A 23,752-nucleotide genomic window follows, 5' to 3' on the forward strand; every position below is an offset into this window, starting at 1 on the left:
TTCAGATGTCTGAAAAAAGCGGTCAAAGAGTTAGGTGTCGCCTTTGCTTATACTCCAGACAATATTGAGTTTAGTGCCAGGAGTGGTCAATGCGTTCGGACAATCACGAGTTTTCTTCTACCAGGATTCTTATGCTGGCGATTATTTGCTGTATTGTTGTAGCGAATATTTATTTTAATCAATCTGTCCTGAATTTGATTGCTGGGTCCTTTCCCAATGAATGGGGAGCGGTTTCTTTGATCCCCATGGCCACCCAGTTAGGCTATGCGGTGGGCTTATTCTTTCTGATCCCCCTGGGCGATTATATTGAACGTCAGTGGCTTATCCTGCGTCAAGCGCAGGTGCTTTTCCTGGCACTGATCGGCATGATGTTATCCCCAACGGCGACAGTGTTGGTGTTCTTCTCCTTCCTTACCGGGATGGCTGCAACAGTAGCTCAACAGATAGTGCCGCTTGCCGCCTCGCTCTCCAGAACTTCTGCACGAGGTAAAACCGTGGGTACGGTGATGAGCGGTGTCCTGGCAGGTATCCTTGCTGGTCGGGCTATCGGAGGCCTTATTGGTCAGTATTTCGGCTGGCGTGGCGTCTTTTTGTCCGGCGCGATCATGACATTGCTGGCTATATTTTTCATCTTACGCATTTTGCCTACTCAGTCGTTGTCAACGCCAAAGTTTAACTATCTTGCGGTATTACGTTCATTAGGACTGCTGTGGAAAAGCGAGCCGCAGGTGCGTGGTGCAACTCTTACACAAGCAATGCTGTTTGCCTCCTTCAGCGTGCTGTGGACTGTGCTTCCTTTCTGGTTAGCTCATCGCTACGATTACGGTGCAGGGGTCACCGGCACCCTGGCTGCTTTGGGGTTAATCGGTATTCTGTGTGCGCCTCTGGCGGGAAGTTTCAGCGATCGTCAGGGACCATTCCGAATGGTTGTTTTTGGTGTGATACTCATGCTGCTAGCCTGGGCTGTTTTTTGGGGATGGAACAGTATGGTGGGTATGGTGGTGGGCATTCTACTACTGGATGCGGGTGAGCAATGTGTACTGATAGCTAATCAGCACACGATTTATTCTTTGCGTCCGGATGCCAGAAACCGTCTTAATACATTATTTATGTGCGTTATGTTTATTGGCGGAGCATGTGGCTCACTGACTGCCACCTGGTTATGGGAGACAACTCATAGCTGGACGCTGATTTCTTCAGCAGGGGCCGGACTCGTGATCATGGGGATGTTGATAGCCGTAAGACGTAAATATTCAGGCCCCTATTCGGGCACATAGCGCCATAGCATTTCTTACATCCGTCGCATTGTCTGAGTCATCAACATCATGTAAAGCGTCCTGTATCAATTGTTTAGCAGCCCATTTTTCCCCGGCTTCAGCCTGCAATGTCGCCAATGAATAAGCAATACGGAGGGCCCAGCCATGAGCCTGTTGCTGGCGCGCTTTGTCCAGAGCCTGCTCCAACAGCAGGCGTTGCTCCTGAGGAGGTAATTGAGTGGCAAAAAGACGCATCAGCTCAGGAGTGCACCAGTTTTCATGATCCTGGCGGGCGGTTCTCAGCGATAACCCGATATCAATTTCTGACAACAAGGGGGAATATTGCCAGTCTAATCCCATCGCCCGCAACGAGCTAAACAGTATGGTTTGACTAACATCGGTATGACTGAACTGTTTGGCCCAAACAAGAAACAGCTCGCCGTATGTCTTCCAGAAATACAAATCATGCCTTTCTGCCAGATGAATAAGCCAGTTTGCGGCCCTTATAACCCAACGTGGATTACGATCCAGTGCCGCTGTCATACAAGCGCCTTCAGCGAGTGCACAGCAAAGAGAACAGACATGCTGCAAACGAGCGGCTTTTTTAACAGCGCGCCATGCCATCTGTTTCGCGGCCTTATACTCACCCTGTAACCACAGTAAACGAGACAGAAAGGCCTGACCGGCGGTCTCTTGATCAAGACCAAAACGGAAAGAGTGACTTAATTCGCCATGTTCATACCAGTCAAGAGATTGCTGGAGATAATCACGCCCGACGTCATGACGCCCCAAAAAATGCAGGGATACACCAAGAATACGCAGCCCGGTTGCCATCGCCTCCTCGTCACTAATGGACCGTGCTAGCTCGCACATCGATTGCGCATGCTCAAGCGCTTTATCCAGCTCGCCAGTACGGAGATAATACAACCATAATCCGTAATGAGCCTGTAAACGTATTTCTTTGTCGTCGAGCTTTTCTGCAAGTGCCAGCGCGGTTTTCCAGGCTGAATGTGTTTCAGGCGTAGGGCCTTTTGCCCAGGTTGACGCCTTACCTGCTACAGCGCTGAGATTCATTCTCTGGCGTAGCGTTAATATTACCCGAGAAGTATTTTCATAAAGCAGAGGATAGATATGGCGCTGACATTCATCGTAGAGTGAATATTCAATCCAAAAAGGGGTCATCGCTTGTAAGATCTCAAGTCCCTTAGAAGAATCGGCCCCCTCAGCCAACGTTTGCTGTAATACACTCCGCAAATCATTAAGCATATGGCTATAACGTTCACGCCACTGTCCCGTTGGCAGTATAAACCAATCACCTTGGGCCTCTTCTACCAGAACTTTATAATAACCGGCAAAACGGGCCTCAAGACCAGTATATTCACCCTGTTGTCTGAGTTTATCGCATACGAACTGGCGCATGGTTTCCAGCAGGCGGAAACGGGTCTCTGGTACCTGAGTACTGACCTGAATCAGGGATAAAGACAGCAATCTTTGCAGATCGTCAACAACCTGCCAGCGATGCTTGTCTTTAATAAGCAGAAAGTCGCTTACTGATTTCACACTGAACATATCGGTATAGATCCCCAGAGAGCAAAATAATCGTTGTTCACGTGTATTGAGTAACTGATAAGTCCACTCCAGCGTGGTCAGTATTTTCTGATGTCTGGGCACCAGAGAGCTGTGCGTATTGCTCAGTAGCTGGAAACGGTCTTCCAGTCGGCTATAGATCTCTTTGACACTCATGACTGGCAGACGGGAGGCCGCAAGTTCGATCGCCAACGGCAGACCGTCAAGATGACGGCATAATTCGCCAATCAACGACAGTTCGCTGGCTGATGGATGGAAATTATGTCGGTTGGCCTGCCCGCGTTCGATAAAGAGGCGGACACTGTCAAAAGTCAGTAACTCGTGGGTATCAGCCTCTTCGCTCTCAGGAACTTGTAATGGCGGTAGTAGATATTGTTGCTCGCCGGCGACCTGTAACGCTACCTGGCTGGTCAACAACAGTTTGATATGGGGAGCCAGGTGCAGGAGCAACGTAATCACTGGTTGCAGTTCACTAATGACATGTTCACAGTTATCAATCAGCAGTAAACATCGACGTCGTGCAAGCTGTTGCCGTAAATCGGCATCATTATGAATGGCAGCTAATGGAAGATGGAGCGCTTGTGAAATAACAGATAGCAAGCTAGATGCTTCGGTGATATGCGCCAGTTCAGCCACACATATTCCATCAGGAAAATGCGAGTGTGTAAGGCTGACGACTTCCCATGCCAAACGAGTCTTACCCACGCCCCCTGAGCCTGTAATCGTCACCAGACGGTATTGATCTAATAAGACGCATAATTCCTGCACAGCTTTATCACGCCCCAGAATCGACGCTAGAAAAGGGGTAACAACGGGCTCAGGTATTTCTGATTTAGAGAGCGGTTCAGTTGGCAGTTTGTTGATATTAAAGCGATAACCACAACCAAATTCAGTAATCAGTAGATGGCGTTCATGACCCAGTATGCGGCGTATAGCTGAAATTTGTGCCTGAAGATTATTTTCTTCGACGATTTCATTTCCCCACACTTGAGTCAGTAAAGATTCTTTACTTACCGCTTTACCTCCAGCACTCACCAGAACAACCAGAACATCAAAAGCTCTGGCAGAAATTCTTACCGGCTTACCCCGATGTAACAGAATTCTTAGCTGTGGCCAGATTTGCCAGTCAGCAAAGTGAATCTCATCAATTGATATCTTGGTGTTGAGATCTTCTGTTTTGAGCATCACGAACTCTCGGTATGGAGTAAGCCATTTCTAACGAAAGTGGTCATCAGAATCAGGCTACATGTTGAATGTGCTGCATCGGCGTATCACTATTCAATACCACTTTTACCGTTAATGCTTATAAAGCCAATAGTGCTATGTGGCATAGCTTTGCGATCAAGCTGGTTATTGCCATCAGGCCTGGCTGGAAAAGCACCCGCATGGATAATCATTCGACCAGGGATTAACCTACCAATAGCAGCGTGTGTCCATAGAACATTTAAATAATGGTGGTACGGGATGCCAATGCCAGGACTGATGGCGGTTTTTACAGTCTTATCTCATCGGCGCTAACAGCCACAGACAGCGGAAGCGGACTCGATACCATTACCATAATCGGGTCATATTGACGAATGATCCGTGCTGACAATGAGGCGACGACTGGCGCATGCATCATTATTGCAAGCACTGTGGGGGATTCCGATGCCGCCATTGCGATATCTGGTTCCATATCCGTCGCTTGCAACACATCTTCCAGGCAACATTTTCGATGGTTTTGCGTGTTTCCTGCGAAGGTATATTTTCCTGCGCTGTTGCCTTTAAGGAACATAGCAACCCTGAGCCTTTGTCACTCATAGTATTGGTATCCAACGGAGCGATCAAAGGCTAATCATTGCTATGCCGGACAGCACCACTAATGCACCGGCAATCCGGCGTGCCAGATGATTTTCACGAAACAGCCAGTACGAAAGAAGAGAGCCGATAATAATGGATGTTTCCCTGAGAGGAGCGACGAGTGCAAGTGGCATGCTCTGCATGGCTGTCAGTACAAGGATGTAGGCAAGTGGAGAGCATACAGCAATGATAAGGATTGGGATGATATCCACACGTAAAGTAGTTGAAATTCGATACCGTCGTCGCATCGCACCAGGGGTAAGAATCAGACTCTGTAGCAAGAGTGTGCTGGCGTAATAGCTCACTGGATCCAGACGCAGAGAGATTACCGAATAACCGTCCCAGAGGGTATAGCCAGCGATGGCGGCGCCTGTCGCTGCTCCCCATAGCATTCCTTGTCGTGGTTGATTCCCGCTCCTGAACGGATTGCCAGTAACGACAAAAATACCTGCGATAACGAGAAGCGCGCCGAGTAAAGCGCTTACTGAAAGATGTTCACCCATGAGCAGGGTTGCAAACAGTATTGTCAGAACCGGTCCGCTCCCCCGGGCAATCGGATAAACAACACCAAGTTCGGCGCGTTCGTAGCCAGCCTGCAAGATTAGAGAATATGCGATATGAAGCGCAGACGAGATAACTGCGCCGACGGCGAGTCGCCAGTCGAACGTTTGTTGTCCATCAACTATCAGAATGAGGCTGATCGGACCCCACAGCAGTGCTGAGGCACAGCTGTAGGCCCAGACGAACACAAGTGTGTCTTCCTTCTTGTATTTTGAGGCTATATTCCATACCGCATGAGCTACCGCAGCAGTAAGAATCATTGCCACTGCGCTTAACTGCATCAAAATATATCCGGTAAATCAATGCCCGCCCGTTCAGCACGGCGACTTTGTTCTTTATCCCGCAGAGTGAGGGTTGCGACCAGCGTATCAATAACGACGAGCTGAGCAAGCCGACTCCCCGCAGCGGCCATCTGTGCCGGTAGAGGCACTCCGCCAACAACAAGCGAAACATTGGCGAGTGTCGCCAGTGGAGTTTCGTACTGGTTAGTTATTGCGATAAGCGATGCTCCGGCCGAGGATGCGGCATCAGCGACGGCGAGTGTGGATGATGTGCGACCTGTTGAACTGACGACGACCATGACGTCGCCTGGACCGAGGAGACGGGCAGCAATCATCGCTGATAAATAATCCTGGATACTGATGGTTATCACACCCGCCGTCCGCAGACGAAAGACAGCATCAGCGGCAACCGTCGAAGAGGGGCCAGCACCAAATGCAAATACCTGGCGTGCACTCCGGATTAAATCGACCGCCTCATCAAGGGCGGAGATTTCGATAGCACCGCTGAGCGCAGTCAGTGCATCTACACCAGCACGAACTGATGTTTCCAGCACCGATGCCAGCGTCGCATCCGCTGTAAGACGTTCAGGCGGTGCAAAGAACCGGGCAGTACCACGAGCCCGGGCAATCTCTATCTTAAGTTCAGTGAAGCCAGTGAACCCGATCGCTCGCGCAGCGCGTATCACTGTCGGCGGTGATACACCTGCACGGGTGGCAACCTGGGCTGTCGTGCTTGCACCGACAAATAAAGGATCGGTAAGCAGGAGATCGACAACTTTCGCCTCACTTGCAGCGAGGTCGCCGCTTCGGGCGTGAATGCTGCCAAGCCATTGCTGTAACCGCTGCTCGCCCTCTGAAATTCTATTACCAATTTCTTTTTTCATATGTAATATATTACATTCCCTTTGTGAAGGGCACAACCACCACGTAAGTCGATTCTGTTGCAAGGAGTCCGCATTCATGAACACTGAAATCAATACGGTTGTCGCTGTTGTTGGCCCAGGTGCCATCGGCACCACAGTCGCGGCGGCGTTACACGAAGTCGGCCGCACACCATTGCTGTGTGGACGTACTCCGCGCGACCACCTGATCCTGCAAGATGGCGATCGCTTTATCACCGTACCCGGTCCGGTTCAGACGAATCCGGCACAAATCACTCGCACGGCTGATCTTGTCTTTCTGGCAGTCAAGTCCACACAAATCGCCGCGGCAGCAGAATGGCTCAAGGCGTTGACCGGCCCGGAGACGGTTGTATGCGTGCTCCAGAACGGGGTCGAACAGTTGGATAGGCTCGCTACGTACTCTCTGCCCGGACAGATCGTTCCCGCTGTCGTGTGGTTTCCCGCACAGGCGCAGTCAGATGGCTCAGTACGCTTGCGCGGCGAGGTACGCCTCAGTCTGCCAGACACGCCAACTGCCTGCGTAGTGGCTAAAGCGCTACAAGGCACGCGGTGCTCCGTAGACCTGGCCGCGAACTTCAGCTCACTGGCCTGGCGCAAACTATTGCAGAACGCAGTGGCTGGACTCATGGCGCTCACGCACCGCCGCTCGGGCATGTTCGGGCGTGCTGACATCGCCAGGCTCACGCAGGCTTATTTACAGGAATGCCTTGCCGTGGCACGGGCAGAAGGAGCCGAACTCGGTGACGAAGTGCCGCAGGAGATCCTCGACAAGTTCCAGGCGGCTCCCGCAGACATGAGCACCTCCATCCTTACGGATCGAGAAGCTGGTCGACCACTCGAATGGGATATTCGCAACGGCGTCATTGTGCGTCGCGGCCGGGTTCATAGCATTCCGACGCCTATCAGCGACATCCTGGTGCCGCTTCTTGCGGCTGCGAGCGACGGCCCCGGTTGACTCTGGAGCCGATGATCGCACTATTACTTCTCTTCTTCCTCGCCCTCGGTGCCGGCGTACTCAGCGGCGTCGTCGGTACTGGCTCGTCGCTAATCATGCTGCCCGTCCTCGTCACTCTGTACGGGCCACGGATCGCGGTACCTGTCATGGCGATTGCGTCCTTGTTCGGCAACATCGGACGGGTGATTGCCTAGTGGCACGAGATTCGTTGGCGGCCGGTATTTGCCTATTCGTTGGCGGGTGTTCCTGCTGCTGTGCTCGGGGCGCACATGCTACTGACGATTTCTCCTGCCACTGTAGATGTGTTCCTGGCCGCTTTTTTCCTTGCGATGATCTCGCTGAGTCGTCTCATCAGACGATCGAATCTTCATCTGAACATCTGGCATATGAGTTTTGCCGGGGCGATCGTCGGGTTCCTGACCGGATTCGTGCTATCTACCGGTCCGCTCAGTGTGCCAGTATTCACCAGCTACGGAATGAGTGGCGGCGTATTCCTGGGGTCAGAGGCGGCAAGCGCAATTCTGCTCTACGCTGGCAAGCTAACTACGTTCGGTGTATCGGGCGCACTCGCGCAGCCTATCATCACACGTGGACTTGCCATTGCTCGTCGGTTCGATGATTGCGAAACGTCTCGTCCAGAAACTCCAGACGCATACGTTCGAGCTTCTCATTGATGCAGTTCTCGTCGCTGGGGCAGTAGGGATAATCCTCGCTCTCAAATTAAATGGCACGCTAGGGCTGACGGCGCAAGGGTGTTGTTATCGTGTAACAGCTTTCTACAGGCAGCGACGGGTCGAGATGAAGGGGCTGACAAGCTTTTAGAAATGAATAAAGCCGTACCAGTGTATGCTGATACAGCTTTTTGTTATGGATCATGCCGCTTCGTTCTTTTTGCCCCGCTCTGTATTAAAAGGTGGTACGTATGCGAGCCGACATGTGTCCAGATAATCCGACCACCATTGCATCATCGCCTTGCGGGCTTCCAGATGCCCAGCCTTATGAATGTAGGCTGCTCGAACGCTATTCCGCTCCTGATGGCTCATCTGGCGCTCCACTGCATCCTGTGACCATAAACCGGATTCCATCAGAGAACTGCATGCCATTGCCCGGAATCCGTGACCGCAGATTTCCTTTTTCGTATCGTATCCCATCAGCCGCAATGCTTTGTTAACCGTATTTTCACACATCGGTTTATACAGGTTGTGGTCGCCGGGGAATACCAGTTCACACTCGCCGGATATTTCTTTAATCCGTTTCAGACTGGCTATGGCCTGTTCTGAAAGTGGTACGATATGCGGTGTGCGCATTTTGGCGCCGCGCACGGAATAACGTACACCAGTAATGGCTTCACGGGTGGCGGGTATCGTCCAGATTTTGTTTCTGAAATCGATCTCAGACCAACGGGCGAAACGCAATTCGCTGGAACGGATGAACAGGTGTAGGGTTAGTAATACTGCCAAGCGGGTTAATTCTCGTCCTTGCTTGTAGTCCTCAATGCGAGTCAGTAGTTCAGGTAACCGCTCCAGCGGAAGGGCAGGGTAGTGACGTTTAACGGGAGGGGTGATAATGCCGTCCAGATTGGCCGCCGGATTATGTTCTATCAACTCTTGATGCTCGGCATGACGCATGATGTTGCACATATGCTGCCGGGTACGCGCCGCCACTTCCAGCAGACCTTTTTTCTCAATCCCTTTCAGCAGCTCAATGAAGTGGCGAGTTTTCAGTTCTGTGACTGGCAGGTGTCCAATTATCGGGAAGATATGGTTATTCATGCTGGCAAGCAGTCGGTCAGCGGTGTTCTGCGACCATTTTTTATTACTTTTATGCCACGCCAGTGCCACTGTTTTAAACACCTTCTCTGGTGTGCAGGCTCCGCGTTCAGCAGTCCGCTGCTGTGCAGGGTTGATATTCAGCGCCAGCATTTTACGGATGCCTTCACGCTGTTGCCGTGCGTCAGACAGGGATATGGCAGGATAGGCACCCAGTGCAATACGGGTCTCTTTGCCATTTATACGGTACTTGAGATACCAGTGACGGGAACCGCCCGGTTTGATAAGAAGATACAGACTGTGGGAATCTGAGACTCTAAAGGGTTTATCAGAAGGCTTGATAGTACGGATTTTCGCGTCGGTAAGGGGCATGTGGGGGTCACTCCATTATCGAACTAACCTGACCCCAGATTTGACCACCAATTTTTCCCGATGCGAAGGGTAAAATCAAAATGCATCGGGAAGAGTTTTCACGCTAACCTGTTGAATCAAAATAACATAAGGATTCTCAAGGATGCATGAAAACAGTAAATTGGCTCCTCTGACTGGACTCGAACCAGTGACATACGGATTAACAGTCCGCCGTTCTACCGACTGAACTACAGAGGAATCGTGTGAACGGGGCGCATGATAACGGCGTGTGCTGCACATGTCAAAGGCGTAAACCACAAAATTGTACCGTTCGGTGAGAGAATGCGCAATCTGCCGATATTTTTGGCAAATATCGGCATTTCAGCATATTTCTCTATCGTTACGGCTGGTTTATTGGCGTTTTTTGTTTATCGGAAAAGGCACATAGCGGCTCTTTTCCTGACTGAGTGAATAGAGATATCGCCGTAAAGGAGAGAGCGATGCCGCCTAAAATCAGGTAAGTGCCATTAAAGCCGATATTGTCAGCAAACAGAACCCGTCCGTAAGCATGGAACGGGAAGGCAGGATTTCCCCGATATTACTGTCAACATTGTCGCCGTACTTTCCAGATTAACTACCGCTATGACGCCCATAAGCCCGGAACAAAAGAAAAAATTGTCGATATGGCTATGAATGGAGCTGGGGTCAAAGACACGGGGCGAGTTCTGAAAATCAGTATGAACACTGTCATGAGCACATTAAAAAACTCGCGCCGCGATAAGTAACAAGCAAACCCATCGTCTATGACGATCTCACCCTGATTTGTGAACTGGATGAACAAGGGTCATTCGTGGGGAATAAAAAAACAGCAGCACTGGCTTTGGTATGACAAAAAGAAAACAGGTTGTTGCCCCTGTATTTGGTCCCCGCACGGATGAGACCTGCCGGAAGCGGCTCGATTTGTTGAAACCTTTCCATATAGGTTTTTTCACCACCGATGACTGGGGCAGCTACGCACGAGAAATCGAGTCAAAAAAAACCTGACAGGTAAGCTATTCACCCCAGTCACTTACCGGAGTAAGTTCCTGGGGATTCGCTCGATTTCCTCCTTCACGCAACTCGAATTATTTAGGGTATATAACTGCACACTTTCGTTATTTTTTAATACTGATTTTTCAGATTAATATGGCTGCTGATGTTGAATAGCGACGCGATAGTGATAATGCGTCGCCGTGAGTAAATCATCGCGATGAACGCTGGGACTCCAGGAGTCATCGCCACCAATACCCATGTGGAAGCCATCCAGATTGAGCCAAACGCCTTTTTCCTTTTCTAATAAATGATGGTGGGTACACGTCATCAATTGCGTTAGCCCGTACTGGCTTAACCCAAAGTGGAAGTCTCCGGTGATCGTCCATTTGCCATAGGTTAGTGTACGCGTGTTACAGCGCAGCCCGTTTTCCGTTGGGAAAATGTAGGGTGTGTGGAGTTCATCTAGCGGCAGGCTCCAGTGTCCATACTGTGCTGCGAGCTGTCGGTCGGGGTAATTTTCATGCGGCCCAAGTCCGACCCAACTGACCTGAGGCGTGACGTCAGCTAACTGGCAACTCAAGCCGACTCTTGCCAGTGACGGTAGTACCGTGGCGACATCAACATCGACATCCACGGCCATCACGCCATGCGCATCAATCTGCCAGTGTTTTTTACTCCGTAGTAGGATCTGTCCGGCATGGCGGAATACATGCTCGGTGACAATGTGTACGGCATCGGCGAGTTGGTCTGCTTGAATCGCTACACATTGCGTCTGCAATTGATAAAGTCCGGCTGCTTTCCAGCGTTCGGCCCAGGCACGCGGATCAATGCGATCAACTTCGCTGATACCGATGTCATTATCTAGCGGCGCCCGAACAAACTGATCCTGCAAGGGCGTTAACAGCGTTGGGGCATCCGCCATCCACCACTGTTCTAGCCAACCGCTTTGGCGGTTAAAATGCCAACGCTGTTCGCCCTGAACGATTTCAAAATATGTATCGGACGCTTGTAGGGTTGGGGGTGTTTTCTGCCCAGGACAGGGTGCTTCGGGCTGGTGAAGCGGTGTAGGGAGTTGCCACTGATCCCACGCACAGCGATGGTTGGCTTCTGACCAGACAGTTTTTTTGGGTTGTACGACTTCAACGTTTAGCCAAAGCTCCCCTGCGCGATCGGCTATGGGAAGGGCTTCCAACAGCGTCAGAGTTTGAGTGGACTGTGGTGCAAGCGTCAACGGTAGCGAACCTTGCACAAGCGTGCCTCCGTTCAGAGTAATGCACCAGTTCAACTGCTCGTTGTCCGTATGGCGAAACAGGTATTCGCTGGTGACGCGCAGCTCACATGGGGATTCTGCCTGCCAGAAGAATTGAATGTGCTGTTGCGCCCGCTGGGCTTCGTACAGGCTGGGATGCGGAGTGCGATCGGGAAAAAGCAGGCCATCCAGACAGAACTGACGATCGTTAGGCATGTCGCCAAAATCTCCACCGTATGCCCAATAGGCATTGCCCTGTTCATCATGACGAGTCAGCGCTTGATCGACCCAATCCCAGATGAACCCGCCCTGTAACCGAGGATACTGACGGAATGCTTTCCAGTAGCGGGCGAATCCCCCTAAGCTGTTGCCCATTGCGTGGGCGTACTCGCAGAGGATGAGCGGCCGATGTTCATCCGGCATACTGACCCATTTGGTGATCGACCATTTAGGCACGCTGGGGAAGGGCTGGTCTTCATCAACACGGGCGTACATCGGGCATACAATGTCGGTTGCACGACTATTCGCGCCGCCACCTTCGTAATGAACGGGACGAGTTGGATCGTGACGTTTGATCCACTGGTAAAGTGCATCATGGTTTGCGCCATAGCCGGATTCATTCCCCAATGACCAAATAATGATGCAAGGATGATTGCGGTCGCGTTGCACCATCCTCGCTACGCGTTCACTGTAGGCTGGCAACCAGACGGGGTCATCCGACAGACGATTCATTGGCTGCATGCCGTGCGTCTCAATGTTTGCTTCATCGACAACATACAAACCGTAGCGATCGCACAGCCGATACCACAACGGGTGGTTTGGGTAATGTGAACAGCGTACTGCGTTAAAATTATGCTGCTTCATCAGCATAATATCGTGCAGCATCGTGTCTTCGTCCATGACCTGGCCGTGCTGTGGGTGATGCTCGTGGCGGTTAACGCCGCGTATCAGTAACGGCTTGCCATTTAGCAGCAGTAGGCCGTTGTGGATTTCAACTTTTCTGAAACCAACATCATAGGCTTCAGCTTCGACAAGCTCGCCTTCTACGGTTTCCAGTGCGATAACGGCGCGATACAGATGTGGCAGCTCGGCGCTCCACAGCTCCGGCTGGGGTACGTCAATATGGAGAGAGGCTTTGTCATGGTAGGCACCGCGTTCATCAACAATATCGCAACCGAATGGCTGGCGTGTTTCGCCGATAAGTCGATTACCACGCCAGAGCTGTGCATGGATACGATGGTTTTTGGCATCAACTTCAGGGAGCGCTGCCTTCACCTGAATATCCAACGTGCCTTGGTGGAAATCGGCACTAAGTGGGGTAGTCAGTTGGATATCGCTAAGGTGAATCGCAGGTTTATGTAGAAGCGTGACGTCGCGAAAAATACCGCTCATACGCCACATGTCTTGATCTTCCAGATAGCTTCCGTCAGACCAGCGTAGCACCATCACCGCCAGTCGATTCTCTCCGTCGGTCAGATAAGGACCAATATCAAACTCCGCAGGCAGACGGCTATCTTGTGAATATCCTACCCAATGGCCGTTACACCAGAGGTAAAACGCGGAATTGACGCCATCAAAAATAATCCGGGTTTGCCCGCTGCTGAGCCAGTCGCGATTGATTTTAAAAGTGAGCGAGTAACAACCTGTCGGATTATCCTGTGGTACATAAGGTGGATTGACGGGGATCGGGTATTTTACGTTGGTGTAAATTGGGACGTCATAACCCTGTAACTGCCAATTAGAAGGCACTGGGATAGTGATGGAATCAGGTAAATCCAGCTCTAACCAACTTTCCGGTACGGCTTCCGGGCGTGTGAAATAGCGGAACATCCACTCACCATTCAAGCGGCGAAGGCGCTGAGACGGTTCATCTTGCTGTGCAGTAGCGATGCTACGCCAGCTGTTGAATGGCGGATGAGCAGGGAGCCTCTGATAGTTTGTGCAAGCTGGATTTTCCCAATCACGTCGGGCAAGGATCTCTTGCAGAGTGGCATGATGGCGTGTTGGGTTCGGTAAAACGGTGTCGCCCATGATGGTTTTACTCCTGAACGTCTTGGGTCTGCCATTGCGATTGGTTATTGTTAATTGTTATCCGCTCACAATTTCTATTTCTCATAACATATCGACTCTCCTGGGTGAGTAAAGCGGAATGTGACAATAAAGTGGAAGCGATCACAAAGATCGTTTGTAAAAAGAATAGGATTACATGGGGTTTGGAAAGCGTTACGCAATAAATTAACGAGATTTAATAAATAACTTATTGTTTATCATCTTATTTTGTTAGGGTTTGGCGTCGGTAATGAGAAAGGTATTATTGTGTAAAGGGTTACAGTCTTTGGAATTGGCGTGTAATGTCCAACAGATTTTTTGTTAATTCTTGCAGTGAAGCATGGGTTGATGACTGTACGGCGGTGCTATGGCGCACGATCAGTTCGGTGGGTAACAGCAGTGAGGTAGTATGGGGAGAATCGTGCAGCGTAGCGAGCAAGCGGGTGACGCCTTCTTTACCTAATAGCCTGAAATCCTGGCGAATGGTCGTCAATGGCGGAGTGTAATACGCGCTGTCCTGTGTGTCATCAAAACCGATCACCGACATTTGCTCCGGTACGCGAAGGCCGTATTCATGCAATGCGCGCAGGACGCCAAGCGCCATTTGATCGTTCGCCACAACAATGGCGGAGATGCGCAGGGATTGTCCTAGCAGAGCCAGCGTCTGGTGATAACCAGAAGCCGCGCTCCAGTCACCGTGCAGCACTGAGACGGGGGACAACTGCTGTTTATCCAACTCGGCTAACCAGCCTTGATAACGTAGGCGAGCGGAAATCGAAGTCATTGGGCCAGTTAACAGAGCAATATGCTGGTGGCCAAATTGCACCAAATGGGCGATTGCCAACCGTGCGCCGTGATCGGGATCGAACATAACATTGAGTATGTCGGTGTGCGGATCGGCATCCATAAACAGCACGGGTGTATTGATACAGGTCTGGTTAATGTGGACGGCTTCATCCGTGGATAGCGGAACATTTACGATGACGCCGCTGACCCGCTGAGAAAGCAGGTCATTCACCGCGTTATTGCAGGTGTTGACATCCGGACTGCTCAGCATGGACATCACGATGTTGATCCCCAACTGGTTGGCGGTGCTCTTAATGGCTGCGGCAATTTGTGACGGTGCGTGCAGTGAAAGATCGGTTGTGACCAGCCCCAGCGTGGTGATGGTTTTCCCTGCCAGCTGCTGTGCGACACGGTTAGGCGTGTAATTCAGTGCTGCCATTGCCTGTTCCACTTTACTGCGAGTACGGGATGAAACATGCGGCGCTTGATTCAGCACGCGGGAAACTGTCTGATAGGAAACCCCAGCGTATTCGGCGACATCGTGTAGTGTTATGGGTTTCTGTTTCATTGCGGCTATTCCGTGCGTGGGAGGGCATTATCATAGCAAATCGCGCGGGGAATCCGTAATGAGTATGTACTCTGGTGTAATCCGAGCTTACAAGAATGTATTTGTAGCGTCTTTACGATCTCCCCGCGACTACCGCTCGACGGCCTTTGTCGCAAACCGGGGGCAAGCGCTCCCGTTATAGGGTGGATAGCTGTCCGATGTTTACTGCTCCGACAGTACAAACATGCCATAGGGATGAATTTGCAGATAGTAGCTGTCGCCCGGATTCGGCTGAAGCTGGGTGGCGTTAACCTGCAACAGCATCGATTGACCGTGCCAGTCTACCTGCACTTCATACTGCGGCTCCATGTAGGCGACTTGTGTGATATGCAACGCTGGCTTTCTTCACCCTGATGGTTGAGCGTAATGGCTTCTGGGCGAATACCGATAGTTGATTCGTTCAACCCTGCGGCAAATCCCTGTGGCGCGGGATGAGGTAGCCAGCAGCGTTTTGTGAGATAGCCGCCTGCGTCCGCCTCTAACGCGCTTTGTACAAATGCAGTGGTGTTATAGATGCTCAGAACGGCATCACCACACTTGTTGACTGAATGATGAAAAGCATATTGATAGAACGCGGAGTTATTTGACTCATTTAATCGAGAAACATACTGTTTTTTTCTTTAAATCAAGGTAGTTAGAATCTTTAAATCAATGTAGTTAGAAATCGATGTATTTACGATATCAGGTGAAACAGAATGATGACGAAATGGCGTATAACACTGGTGGCAGGAATGGTCACCGCGGCAATGGCGTTGACGGCGTGTGATAATGCTGGTAACTCTGCCAATCATATTAAAGTCGGTGTGATTAACGGCGCGGAACAGGACGTCGCCGACGTCGCAAAGAAAGTAGCAAAAGAAAAATATAATCTGGATGTTGAGCTGGTGGGGTTTAGCGGCTCGCTATTGCCGAACGAGGCGACGGATAAACGCGATCTGGATGCGAACGTCTTTCAGCATCGTCCTTTCCTCGAACAGCAAAATCGCGAACACGGTTATAAGCTGGTGGCGGTAGGGAATACCTTCGTTTTCCCGATGGCGGGGTATTCGAAGAAAATTAAAAATATCAACGATTTGAAAGACGGCGATACCATTGCGATTCCTTTCGACCCTACCAATTTGGGGCGGGCGTTGTTATTGCTGGAAAAAACCGGATTAATTACCCTGAAGCCGGATACGGGGTTATTGCCGACAGTGCTGGATATCACGACGAATCCGCATAATCTGCGTATTATGGAAGTCGAAGGTGCACAGCTACCGCGTTTGTTAGACGATCCGCAAGTGACCGTTGCGATTATCAGTACGACCTATATTCAGCAAACGGGCTTAACGCCAACGAAAGACGGTATTTTTATTGAAGGTAAAGAATCTCCGTATGTGAATATCGTCGTGACCCGCGAAGATAATAAAGCGGCAGAGAATGTCAGTAAATTCATTAAAGCCTATCAGTCCGATGAAGTCGAACAGGCTGCTGACCGTATTTTTAACGGTGGCGCGGTAAAGGGCTGGTAATCATAGTGACGTGATTATTGCGATGCTGCCATTTTTACCGAAAGATGGCAGCGTATTAATTAATGGTTAACTTATTCGCAAGGTTGTTTTACGTGCCAGACGCTTAATGCGGGTTCTCAGCGTCAGATTGTTACGTTCGATACGTTGGGTGAAAATCTTTCCGGTGAGAGTGGTGCCAATAATTCACGGCAGACTTCATCAGTTCAGGGGCCGAAAGTATACGCCAGAACACCGGCTGTTTTGGTGTTGTATGCATACCAAAGTCAATGTCGACGGGCTTTACTGCCAACAGAACGTCATTGTTCATCAAGCTTGCAGTGATATTCACAACACCGGAAACGTTCCTGACCTGACGGATTTTTGCCATGACGATAAAACGGAGCAGAATCACAACGGGGGCAATGAATATTAATGCTGGCCATAAATCGCCTCAAACGGTCGTATTGTACACCTATTTCTACTAATTGGATGCATCGCTGTTTTTTATTACACTCTTCTATGCTCAGTGTTTTATTCGGGATTGATATTCATTAAATATTGAGTGTGCGTAATATGCCACTCGGAGAAATACATTAATTCCGGATGGCATATTTATTTCAATCGGTTAATTGAAAGGATCACCTATCTAAGCAGCAATATTATTTCCAGTTGTATGGGTAAAATACCACTCGACCGTTTTCTTAATTAACTCCTCTGTCGCATCGACATAATGTTGCGGTGAGGTTTTGACTTCCTGCTCCAGAATGAGTGGAAGCTCGGTACAACCCAGAATAATTTTATCAACGCCAGCCTGCAACAGGCGATCTTTTACCGGTGACAGCCTACGATAGGCTCCAGCAATATCACCGGATTTATAAGCGTAGATACTTTCCATGACCTGGTGTTGGTCAGCATCATCCGGCGTGTAGCACTCAATATTATCAACAATCAGGTTGTCCTGATAAATTCTCGCTTTGACGGTCGCCGTCGTTGCTAATAAACCGACGCGTGTGGTCTTGGCGTTTCTAATTGCCTGACAGGTCACATCAATAATGCTGATCATTTCCGCACGGCACTGTTGTTTTAATTCATTGAACCAATAATGTGCGGTATTACATGGAATAATGATGCACTCTGCGCCTGCATTTTCGAGAATCTTCATATATTGCAGCATCTTACCCAGCGGTGACGCGCTGTGCTGGAGAATGCATTGTGTTCTGTCAGGGATATCAGGAATAGAAACCGCAATCGTCGGAATGTGGTCTTGATCCCGATAGGCTGGCGTGTTCTTTATCAGTTTTTGCATCGCATCGACGGTAGCACCCGGCCCCATACCGCCAAGAATTCCCACGAGACTGTTCATGCTGTTAACCCTGTAGCATTATGAAATTAAAAGGATAATCGCATACTGACGGGCAATGTGAATTGCTAAATTCCCATCTGCTATGTATGATTTGCATAACTATTAGTATCTCTATGCTTTTACTGGGTTTAACGGCGTGCCGTGGAAAGTATCGTTGTTGGTGATGTAAAGCGCGGGTGTAGAGAACGAAAGCATGGCGCTGAGCGTCCTGAGTGAGGGGTGATGCTAAACAATATCGAAACCAAGTGGCTCTATGACTTTATCGTACTTGAAGAACATCGTAGCTTTACGCTGGCTGCCGAGAAGCGAAATATCTCTCAATCCTCATTTAGTCGGCGTATTCAGGCGCTGGAAGCGGCCGTCGGGTTTGATATTTTCGACCGCAGCGCGCTGCCGTTGCAACTAACTGAGCAGGGGCGCGTGTTTCACGCCTATATCCGCAATACGCTGGATGATTTGGAGTATCAGCTCAATAAGTTGCACGGTGGGGATAATTACAAAAATAAGATCACCATTGCGGCAGCGCATTCGCTGTCGGTGTTTATCATGCCGGAGCTGTTAAAAGACGTGCCAGATCCGCAGGAAAAGATCTTCTATGTTGAATCGATCGATGTCGATGAAGCGGTGCTGAATCTTAAAGAAGGGCGCAGCGACTTCATTTTCTCGTTTTATAATGAGGATCTGATGGGCGAGCCCTTTATGCATGAGAAGATACTGGAATCCCGGCTTTATCCGGTCTGCGCGTGCGACAGTGCAGGGAAACCGTTGTTTGACGTGAGCGCCTCATCGGTGCCGCTGCTCAACTATACCGAGACAAGCTACATGGGGCGTCAGGTCAGCCGTTATTTATCCAGCGTCGACAGCGATAAGTTCACTGTTAATTTTGTTTCTTCCATGAGTGATTTGCTCAAACGGATGACGAAAAAAGGCTATGGTATTGCCTGGCTGCCGGACTATTCCATTCAGGAAGAGCTGAAAAACAAAGAGTTGGCGATCCTGAGCATGGAACATGCCGTGATCCGCATGGGCGTTTATCTGTATCGGCTTGATGCGCGTCTGAATGTGGCTTCCGAGAAGTTTTGGCGCTACATGAAAGGGTTGTCATCGGCGTCTGGACTATAAACGGCCTGACAATGTGGAGGGGCAACGAGAGATAAAAAAATAGCGACCCGAAGGCCGCTATAGATGAAGCATTCACTCAGCATTAGCTATTCTGCGTGGCTTGCTGAGGTTCCTTATAGGCAACGACCTCGTCGGTAGCCTCTTCCTCATCATCATCGTGGATGTCTTTTTCCAGACTGGCCACAACGGCGGTAGAGATACTGTTACCGATGACGTTAGTTGCAGTACGGCCCATATCCAGGAACTGGTCGATACCGATAATCAGCAAAATACCCGCTTCTGGCAGGCTGAACATCGGCAGCGTTGCTGCAACCACCACGATAGAAGCACGCGCTACGCCCGCCATACCTTTACTGGTGATCATCAGCGTCAGCAGAATCAGGATTTGCTGGGTGATGCTCAGATCGATGTTGTAAGCCTGTGCGATAAACAGAATCGCAAAGGACTGGTACATCATGGAACCATCAAGGTTGAATGAATAACCGAGCGGCAGCACAAAGCTGGTGACTTTTTTCGGCACGCCGAATTTGGTCAGTGCTTCCATGGTTTTCGGGTAAGCGGACTCACTGCTTGCCGTGGCGAAAGCCAACATGGTCGGTTCACGAATCAGTTTCGCCAGTACCACGATGGCTTTGCCCAGGAACAGGTAGCCAACCAGGAACAGAACGCCCCACAGCACGGCCAGGCCGAAGTAGAACTCACCGATCAGTTTACCGAAGTCGTAAAGCAGTCCCAGACCTTGTGTGGTAATCGCGGAAGCGATTGCGGCAAAGACAGCAATCGGTGCCAACGCCATCACGTAGTCGGTCACGCGGAACATCACTTTGGTCAGTTCTTCGATCATGGAAATGATCGTGGTCGCGTGTTTGTTTTTGCCTTTTACATAAGCAAGCGCGGAGCCGAAGAACAGAGAGAAAACCAGAATTTGCAGGATTTCATTGTTCGCCATCGCTTCTACGATACTTTTCGGGAAGATATGGCTGATGAAGCTTTTAAGCGTAAACCCGTCCGTATTCAGGCCAGTCGCCACCTGCTGTACGGGGATTTCGAGGTTCATGCCTGCACCTGGTTGGAACAGGTTGGCAAAGAACATGCCGATCAACAGAGAAATGAATGATGCGCTGACAAACCAGATCATCGCTTTCATACCGATACGGCCAACGGCAGAAGAGTTTCCCCCCATGCTCGCCAGACCGGAAACCAGCGTAGCGAAGACCAACGGTGCGATGATCATTTTAATCAAGCGCAGGAAAATATCGGTAACCATGTTGAAATAAGAGGCAACTTCTTTTGCTCGACCGCCATCAAGATATTGATGGCAAGCCCATCCGATTAATATTCCCAGGACGATAGCCAAGACTATCTGTACAAGTAACTTCTGCCTTTGCATATAAACCTCATGTTGATGAATTGATTCAGACAACACAATATTATTGCCGTGTGATAGTGGGTGCTTTCCCTGAATACACCAAGCCGTCACCCGAACCTGTTATTGGGGTGTTGTGTCTGCTCGCCGATATTACAACGATTCTTGCTTTTTACATTTTTTTTCTGCGGATTGTTATGTAATTGTGATCTTCATCATGCGAAAAATGCATGTCCATGTCACCTGTAATGATAAATAGGGATGTGATGTGCAGATCGCATAAATCCTAATATTTCCATTAATTCATTATTAAACAATTGGTTGGTTTGTTTTTTAGACGATGAGGGCTGACGGGGTAAGGTGTTGAATTAGTGTTGCTAATGATATGTGGCTATACATCAATAAAACATATGGTGAATTACTTAAAGATTAAGTAAAAATAAAAGAACAATTAACGAAAAGTTTATATATCTGTCATTTTTCTGAAAATATTAATTTTTTAATTATTTAAATCGTGACTTTGTTTTTATGGCTAGATCTTCATTTTTGTGTTGTTGATTTAAAGTTTAATTATTGTTCTATATGTTTCTATTTGTAACTGTCTGGGCATTTAGGGTGTTTAAAATGGTGTTTGTTATTTTTTAAACATATGTTATCGATGATTTGAGACCTCACTGTTGGTTATTTCATCGAAAAAGATCAAAGCATTATCGGTGAGGAAGGTTAAGCGTTGTCTAAACCATCTGTATTTCCTAAGCCGCCACGGTTTTTACCGGATGGCTTAGGTTCGCGGCGGCTTAGTTTAGGGGAGATTAACTGACATTTTCTACGGTGCTGCGCAGTCGATTTTTTAACTGGCTGTACTCGTGTTGCACATAAGTTTCCGCTGCCTGCTGATCGTCAATCGCTTCTAGCTTAACGGCGCAGTGCTTGTATTCTGGCGTTTTGGATACAGGATCGAGATGATCCAGCGTGAGTTCGTTACAGGCACCGATCCACCATTGGTAGGTCATATAAACGGCACCTTTATTGATGCGTTCGCTAACGGCGACACGAGAGATAACCTTGCCTCGTCGTGAGGAAATCCAGACCAGTTGCTGATCGCGTATTCCTAAACGTTCGGTGTCATGAAGGCTAATCTGCACGTAACCGGGCTCATCCGCCAACGTTTGTAGTGCGGTGCAGTTTCCCGTCATAGAGCGACAGGAATAGTGACCGACTTCTCGCACGGTACACAGCACCAGCGGGTAATCTTCATCCACTAATTCCATCGGTGGCCGCCATTCAGCCGTTGACAGCAGGCCTTTCCCGCCGGGGCGATCGAAGCGATTACCCGCGTATAGCCACGGTGTTCCAGGGCTGTCTTCGCTCGTGCACGGCCATGGCACATAGCCTAGCCCGGCCATTTTCTCGTAGGTCGCGCCGTAATACAGCGGGCAGAGCTGTCGCAGTTCGTCCCAGATTTCCTGCGTATTGTTATAGTGCATCGGATAACCGAGCGCTGTCGCCATCAGGCTGATGATTTCCCAGTCGGGTTTGACATCGCCCTGAGGCTCCACCGCTTTATAAAAGCGTTGGAACCCTCGGTCAGCGGCGGTGTAGACCCCTTCATGCTCGCCCCAGGAGGTCGCAGGTAAAATGACATCGGCAATCGCGGCGGTTTTGGTCATGAAAATATCTTGTACGATCAGCAAGTCCAGCTCGTTGAAGGCATCACGCAGCATCGATAGATCTGGCTCGGTTTGCAACGGATCTTCGCCCATCACGTAATTGGCTCTGATTTTTCCTTCTTTTATTTTGTGTGGCAGATCGGTCAGAGAGTAGCCAATTTTGTCAGAGAGTTCGGGTACGCCCCAGGCATCAGCAAATTTTGCTAGTACGGCCTTATCCGTGACGTTTTGATAACCGGGGAACATATTAGGCAGCGCGCCCATATCACACGCGCCCTGCACATTATTTTGACCTCGCACCGGCCCGACGCCAACGTTCGGACGCCCTAAATTCCCCGTTAGCAGTGCCAGACCGGATAGCCCTTTGACAACATCAACGCCTTGACCCCACTGTGTCACGCCCATTCCCCATAGAATCGTGGCGGACGGCGCGGCGGCATACATCCGCATCGCCTCTCGAATCAATTTCGGTGATAAACCAGTAATCTCGGCGACGTACTCTGGCGTGTATTTTGCGACGGTCTTACTGAATTCTTCGAAGCCTTCGGTATGACGAGTGACGTAGGATTTATCGTAACGGCCTTCATTGATCAGTACGTTAGCAAATGCGTTGACCAATGCCATGTTGGAGCCATTTTTTAAGGGCAGCCACAGATCGGCGATGCGTGCGGTTTCGATGCGGCGCGGATCGCACACAATGATTTTTGCCCCGCGTGCTTTGGCTTTCAATATTCGGCGTGCCACGATGGGGTGTGAATCTGCGGCGTTGTAGCCAAAAATTAGAATGCAGTCGGTCTTTTCAATTTCGCAGATGGAGTTACTCATTGCGCCATTGCCCAACGTAACCTGTAACCCGGCAACGGAAGGGCCATGGCAGAGCCGGGCGCAGCAGTCGACGTTGTTATTGCCGGTTACCGCCCGGGCAAATTTCTGCATCACATAATTGGTTTCATTACCGGGGCCGCGGGATGAGCCGGTGTGCATAATCGACTCGGCACCGTATTGCTCTTTAATGGCTTTCAGCCGAGAACTGGCGAAGCCGATGGCTTCATCCCAGGAGACGGCTTCAAAGGGCGCGCCTTTCTGACGTCGGATCAACGGCTGTTTCAAACGCGGAGTGAGGATTTTGGTGTCGTTGAGGAAATCCCAGCCATAGTAACCTTTCAGGCACAGTTCCCCTTCGTTGGTGACGCCGTTTGCCCCTTCTGCACCAACCACTTTGCCATTCTCTACCAGCAGGTTAATTTTGCAGCCTGACCCGCAATACGGGCAGACGGTAAGCACTTTCTGCATGATTGTTCTCCAAAGCCGAGTCTTGGATCGTAAGAACTGCAGGTTGTTGATGCAGTTGTTTAACTTTTGATAATCGCCGATAAAGAAAATTAATTTACTGATCGTGGTCATGCTCAGGGCACGACAAAGAGCCCTAACGCGTTGAGCACCGCGACCTTTTTCCATAGGATCTTTGTCTGGAAAATAACGCTACAGCATATTCATCCTCTTTATCCGTTAATGCC

At 49.8% G+C, this 23,752-nt stretch carries 18 protein-coding genes, 1 tRNA gene and 4 pseudogenes; 8 read left to right on the plus strand and 15 right to left on the minus strand.

Annotation, left to right across the window (positions count from 1 at the left end; all coding sequences use genetic code 11):
• The first annotated feature begins 131 nt into the window (after positions 1 to 131).
• Complete coding sequence (locus AACH44_RS06815) at positions 132 to 1,277, plus strand: MFS transporter (protein ID WP_338659532.1); 1,146 nt, start codon at positions 132 to 134, stop codon at positions 1,275 to 1,277.
• On the opposite strand, the gene AACH44_RS06820 is transcribed toward AACH44_RS06815, so the two are convergent.
• From AACH44_RS06820 to AACH44_RS06835, 4 genes are all read right to left on the minus strand, one after another.
• Positions 1,254 to 4,028 carry a winged helix-turn-helix domain-containing protein gene (locus AACH44_RS06820; RefSeq protein WP_261847789.1) on the minus strand — a complete coding sequence of 925 codons (2,775 nt, stop codon included), beginning with the start codon at positions 4,026 to 4,028 and terminating at the stop codon, positions 1,254 to 1,256. The genes AACH44_RS06815 and AACH44_RS06820 overlap by 24 nt on opposite strands.
• Positions 4,029 to 4,335: 307 nt before the next feature.
• Positions 4,336 to 4,617, minus strand: a complete 282-nt coding sequence (locus tag AACH44_RS06825; RefSeq protein ID WP_261847790.1) for a hypothetical protein — start codon at positions 4,615 to 4,617, stop codon at positions 4,336 to 4,338.
• Positions 4,618 to 4,666: 49 nt separating this feature from the next.
• A complete protein-coding gene (locus tag AACH44_RS06830; RefSeq protein WP_261847791.1) occupies positions 4,667 to 5,524 on the minus strand; it encodes a DMT family transporter in 858 nt (285 codons plus the stop codon).
• Positions 5,524 to 6,408 carry a MurR/RpiR family transcriptional regulator gene (locus tag AACH44_RS06835; protein ID WP_261847792.1) on the minus strand — a complete coding sequence of 295 codons (885 nt, stop codon included), beginning with the start codon at positions 6,406 to 6,408 and terminating at the stop codon, positions 5,524 to 5,526. The genes AACH44_RS06830 and AACH44_RS06835 overlap by 1 nt, the downstream gene beginning before the upstream one ends.
• A 76-nt stretch (positions 6,409 to 6,484) precedes the next feature.
• On the opposite strand from AACH44_RS06835, the gene AACH44_RS06840 reads away from it, so the two are divergent.
• Genes AACH44_RS06840 through AACH44_RS06850 form a run of 3 tightly spaced genes read left to right on the plus strand, consistent with a single transcriptional unit; the run spans position 6,485 to position 8,055 of the window.
• Positions 6,485 to 7,381 carry an oxidoreductase gene (locus AACH44_RS06840; protein ID WP_261847793.1) on the plus strand — a complete coding sequence of 299 codons (897 nt, stop codon included), beginning with the start codon at positions 6,485 to 6,487 and terminating at the stop codon, positions 7,379 to 7,381.
• 11 nt (positions 7,382 to 7,392) lie between these two features.
• Positions 7,393 to 7,575 carry a hypothetical protein gene (locus AACH44_RS06845; protein ID WP_261847794.1) on the plus strand — a complete coding sequence of 61 codons (183 nt, stop codon included), beginning with the start codon at positions 7,393 to 7,395 and terminating at the stop codon, positions 7,573 to 7,575.
• Positions 7,576 to 7,635: 60 nt separating this feature from the next.
• The gene (locus AACH44_RS06850; protein ID WP_261847935.1) at positions 7,636 to 8,055 is read left to right on the plus strand and encodes a hypothetical protein; all 420 of its coding nucleotides are present in this window, start codon (positions 7,636 to 7,638) and stop codon (positions 8,053 to 8,055) included.
• 198 nt (positions 8,056 to 8,253) lie between these two features.
• On the opposite strand, the gene AACH44_RS06855 is transcribed toward AACH44_RS06850, so the two are convergent.
• From AACH44_RS06855 to AACH44_RS06865, 3 genes and pseudogenes are all read right to left on the minus strand, one after another.
• A complete protein-coding gene (locus tag AACH44_RS06855; RefSeq protein ID WP_261847795.1) occupies positions 8,254 to 9,522 on the minus strand; it encodes a tyrosine-type recombinase/integrase in 1,269 nt (422 codons plus the stop codon).
• A 161-nt stretch (positions 9,523 to 9,683) separates the two neighbouring features.
• Positions 9,684 to 9,759: transfer RNA gene (locus AACH44_RS06860), tRNA-Asn, on the minus strand.
• Between the two features lie 142 nt (positions 9,760 to 9,901).
• Positions 9,902 to 10,045 (minus strand): annotated as a pseudogene (locus AACH44_RS06865) (MFS transporter); the annotation flags it as partial.
• Positions 10,046 to 10,190: 145 nt separating this feature from the next.
• On the opposite strand from AACH44_RS06865, the gene AACH44_RS21205 reads away from it, so the two are divergent.
• Positions 10,191 to 10,286, plus strand: coding sequence for an IS1-like element transposase (locus AACH44_RS21205; protein WP_425606648.1), 96 nt, complete (start codon positions 10,191 to 10,193; stop codon positions 10,284 to 10,286).
• A gap of 100 nt (positions 10,287 to 10,386) precedes the next feature.
• Entirely contained in the window at positions 10,387 to 10,545 is a 159-nt protein-coding gene (locus AACH44_RS21210) for an IS1 family transposase (RefSeq protein WP_425606633.1), read from the plus strand.
• Between the two features lie 136 nt (positions 10,546 to 10,681).
• Here AACH44_RS21210 and AACH44_RS06875 read toward each other — a convergent pair whose 3' ends face one another.
• The 4 genes and pseudogenes from AACH44_RS06875 to AACH44_RS06890 all read right to left on the minus strand — a co-directional run.
• Positions 10,682 to 13,813 (minus strand): beta-galactosidase, encoded by a 3,132-nt coding sequence (locus AACH44_RS06875; protein WP_261847836.1) that lies wholly within the window; start codon positions 13,811 to 13,813, stop codon positions 10,682 to 10,684.
• 295 nt (positions 13,814 to 14,108) lie between these two features.
• Entirely contained in the window at positions 14,109 to 15,185 is a 1,077-nt protein-coding gene (locus tag AACH44_RS06880; RefSeq protein WP_261847837.1) for a LacI family DNA-binding transcriptional regulator, read from the minus strand.
• Positions 15,186 to 15,386: 201 nt separating this feature from the next.
• Positions 15,387 to 15,655, minus strand: a pseudogene (locus AACH44_RS06885) (TOBE domain-containing protein); the annotation flags it as partial.
• Positions 15,656 to 15,667: 12 nt separating this feature from the next.
• Positions 15,668 to 15,748, minus strand: a pseudogene (locus AACH44_RS06890) (DNA-binding response regulator); the annotation flags it as partial.
• 171 nt (positions 15,749 to 15,919) lie between these two features.
• Here AACH44_RS06890 and AACH44_RS06895 point away from each other — a divergent pair.
• Complete coding sequence (locus tag AACH44_RS06895) at positions 15,920 to 16,735, plus strand: MetQ/NlpA family lipoprotein (RefSeq protein ID WP_261847838.1); 816 nt, start codon at positions 15,920 to 15,922, stop codon at positions 16,733 to 16,735.
• 84 nt (positions 16,736 to 16,819) lie between these two features.
• Here the strand turns inward: AACH44_RS06895 and AACH44_RS06900 are convergent.
• Both AACH44_RS06900 and AACH44_RS06905 read right to left on the minus strand, forming a co-directional pair.
• A pseudogene (locus AACH44_RS06900) lies at positions 16,820 to 17,157 on the minus strand (IS1 family transposase); the annotation flags it as partial.
• 203 nt (positions 17,158 to 17,360) lie between these two features.
• The gene (locus AACH44_RS06905; RefSeq protein ID WP_338659533.1) at positions 17,361 to 18,077 is read right to left on the minus strand and encodes an aspartate/glutamate racemase family protein; all 717 of its coding nucleotides are present in this window, start codon (positions 18,075 to 18,077) and stop codon (positions 17,361 to 17,363) included.
• A 222-nt stretch (positions 18,078 to 18,299) separates the two neighbouring features.
• Between AACH44_RS06905 and hypT the strand changes: the two genes are divergently transcribed.
• Positions 18,300 to 19,199: a hypochlorite stress DNA-binding transcriptional regulator HypT gene (gene hypT / locus AACH44_RS06910; protein WP_261847840.1), complete on the plus strand. Its 900-nt coding sequence runs from the start codon at positions 18,300 to 18,302 to the stop codon at positions 19,197 to 19,199.
• A gap of 82 nt (positions 19,200 to 19,281) precedes the next feature.
• Here hypT and AACH44_RS06915 read toward each other — a convergent pair whose 3' ends face one another.
• A complete protein-coding gene (locus tag AACH44_RS06915) occupies positions 19,282 to 20,589 on the minus strand; it encodes a dicarboxylate/amino acid:cation symporter (RefSeq protein WP_261847841.1) in 1,308 nt (435 codons plus the stop codon).
• 788 nt (positions 20,590 to 21,377) lie between these two features.
• Positions 21,378 to 23,528, minus strand: coding sequence for a formate dehydrogenase subunit alpha (fdhF, locus tag AACH44_RS06920; protein WP_261847842.1), 2,151 nt, complete (start codon positions 23,526 to 23,528; stop codon positions 21,378 to 21,380).
• Between the last annotated feature and the right edge of the window lie 224 nt (positions 23,529 to 23,752).

The sequence above is a fragment of the Pectobacterium araliae genome (assembly GCF_037076465.1).
GTDB classification, from domain to species: domain Bacteria; phylum Pseudomonadota; class Gammaproteobacteria; order Enterobacterales; family Enterobacteriaceae; genus Pectobacterium; species Pectobacterium araliae.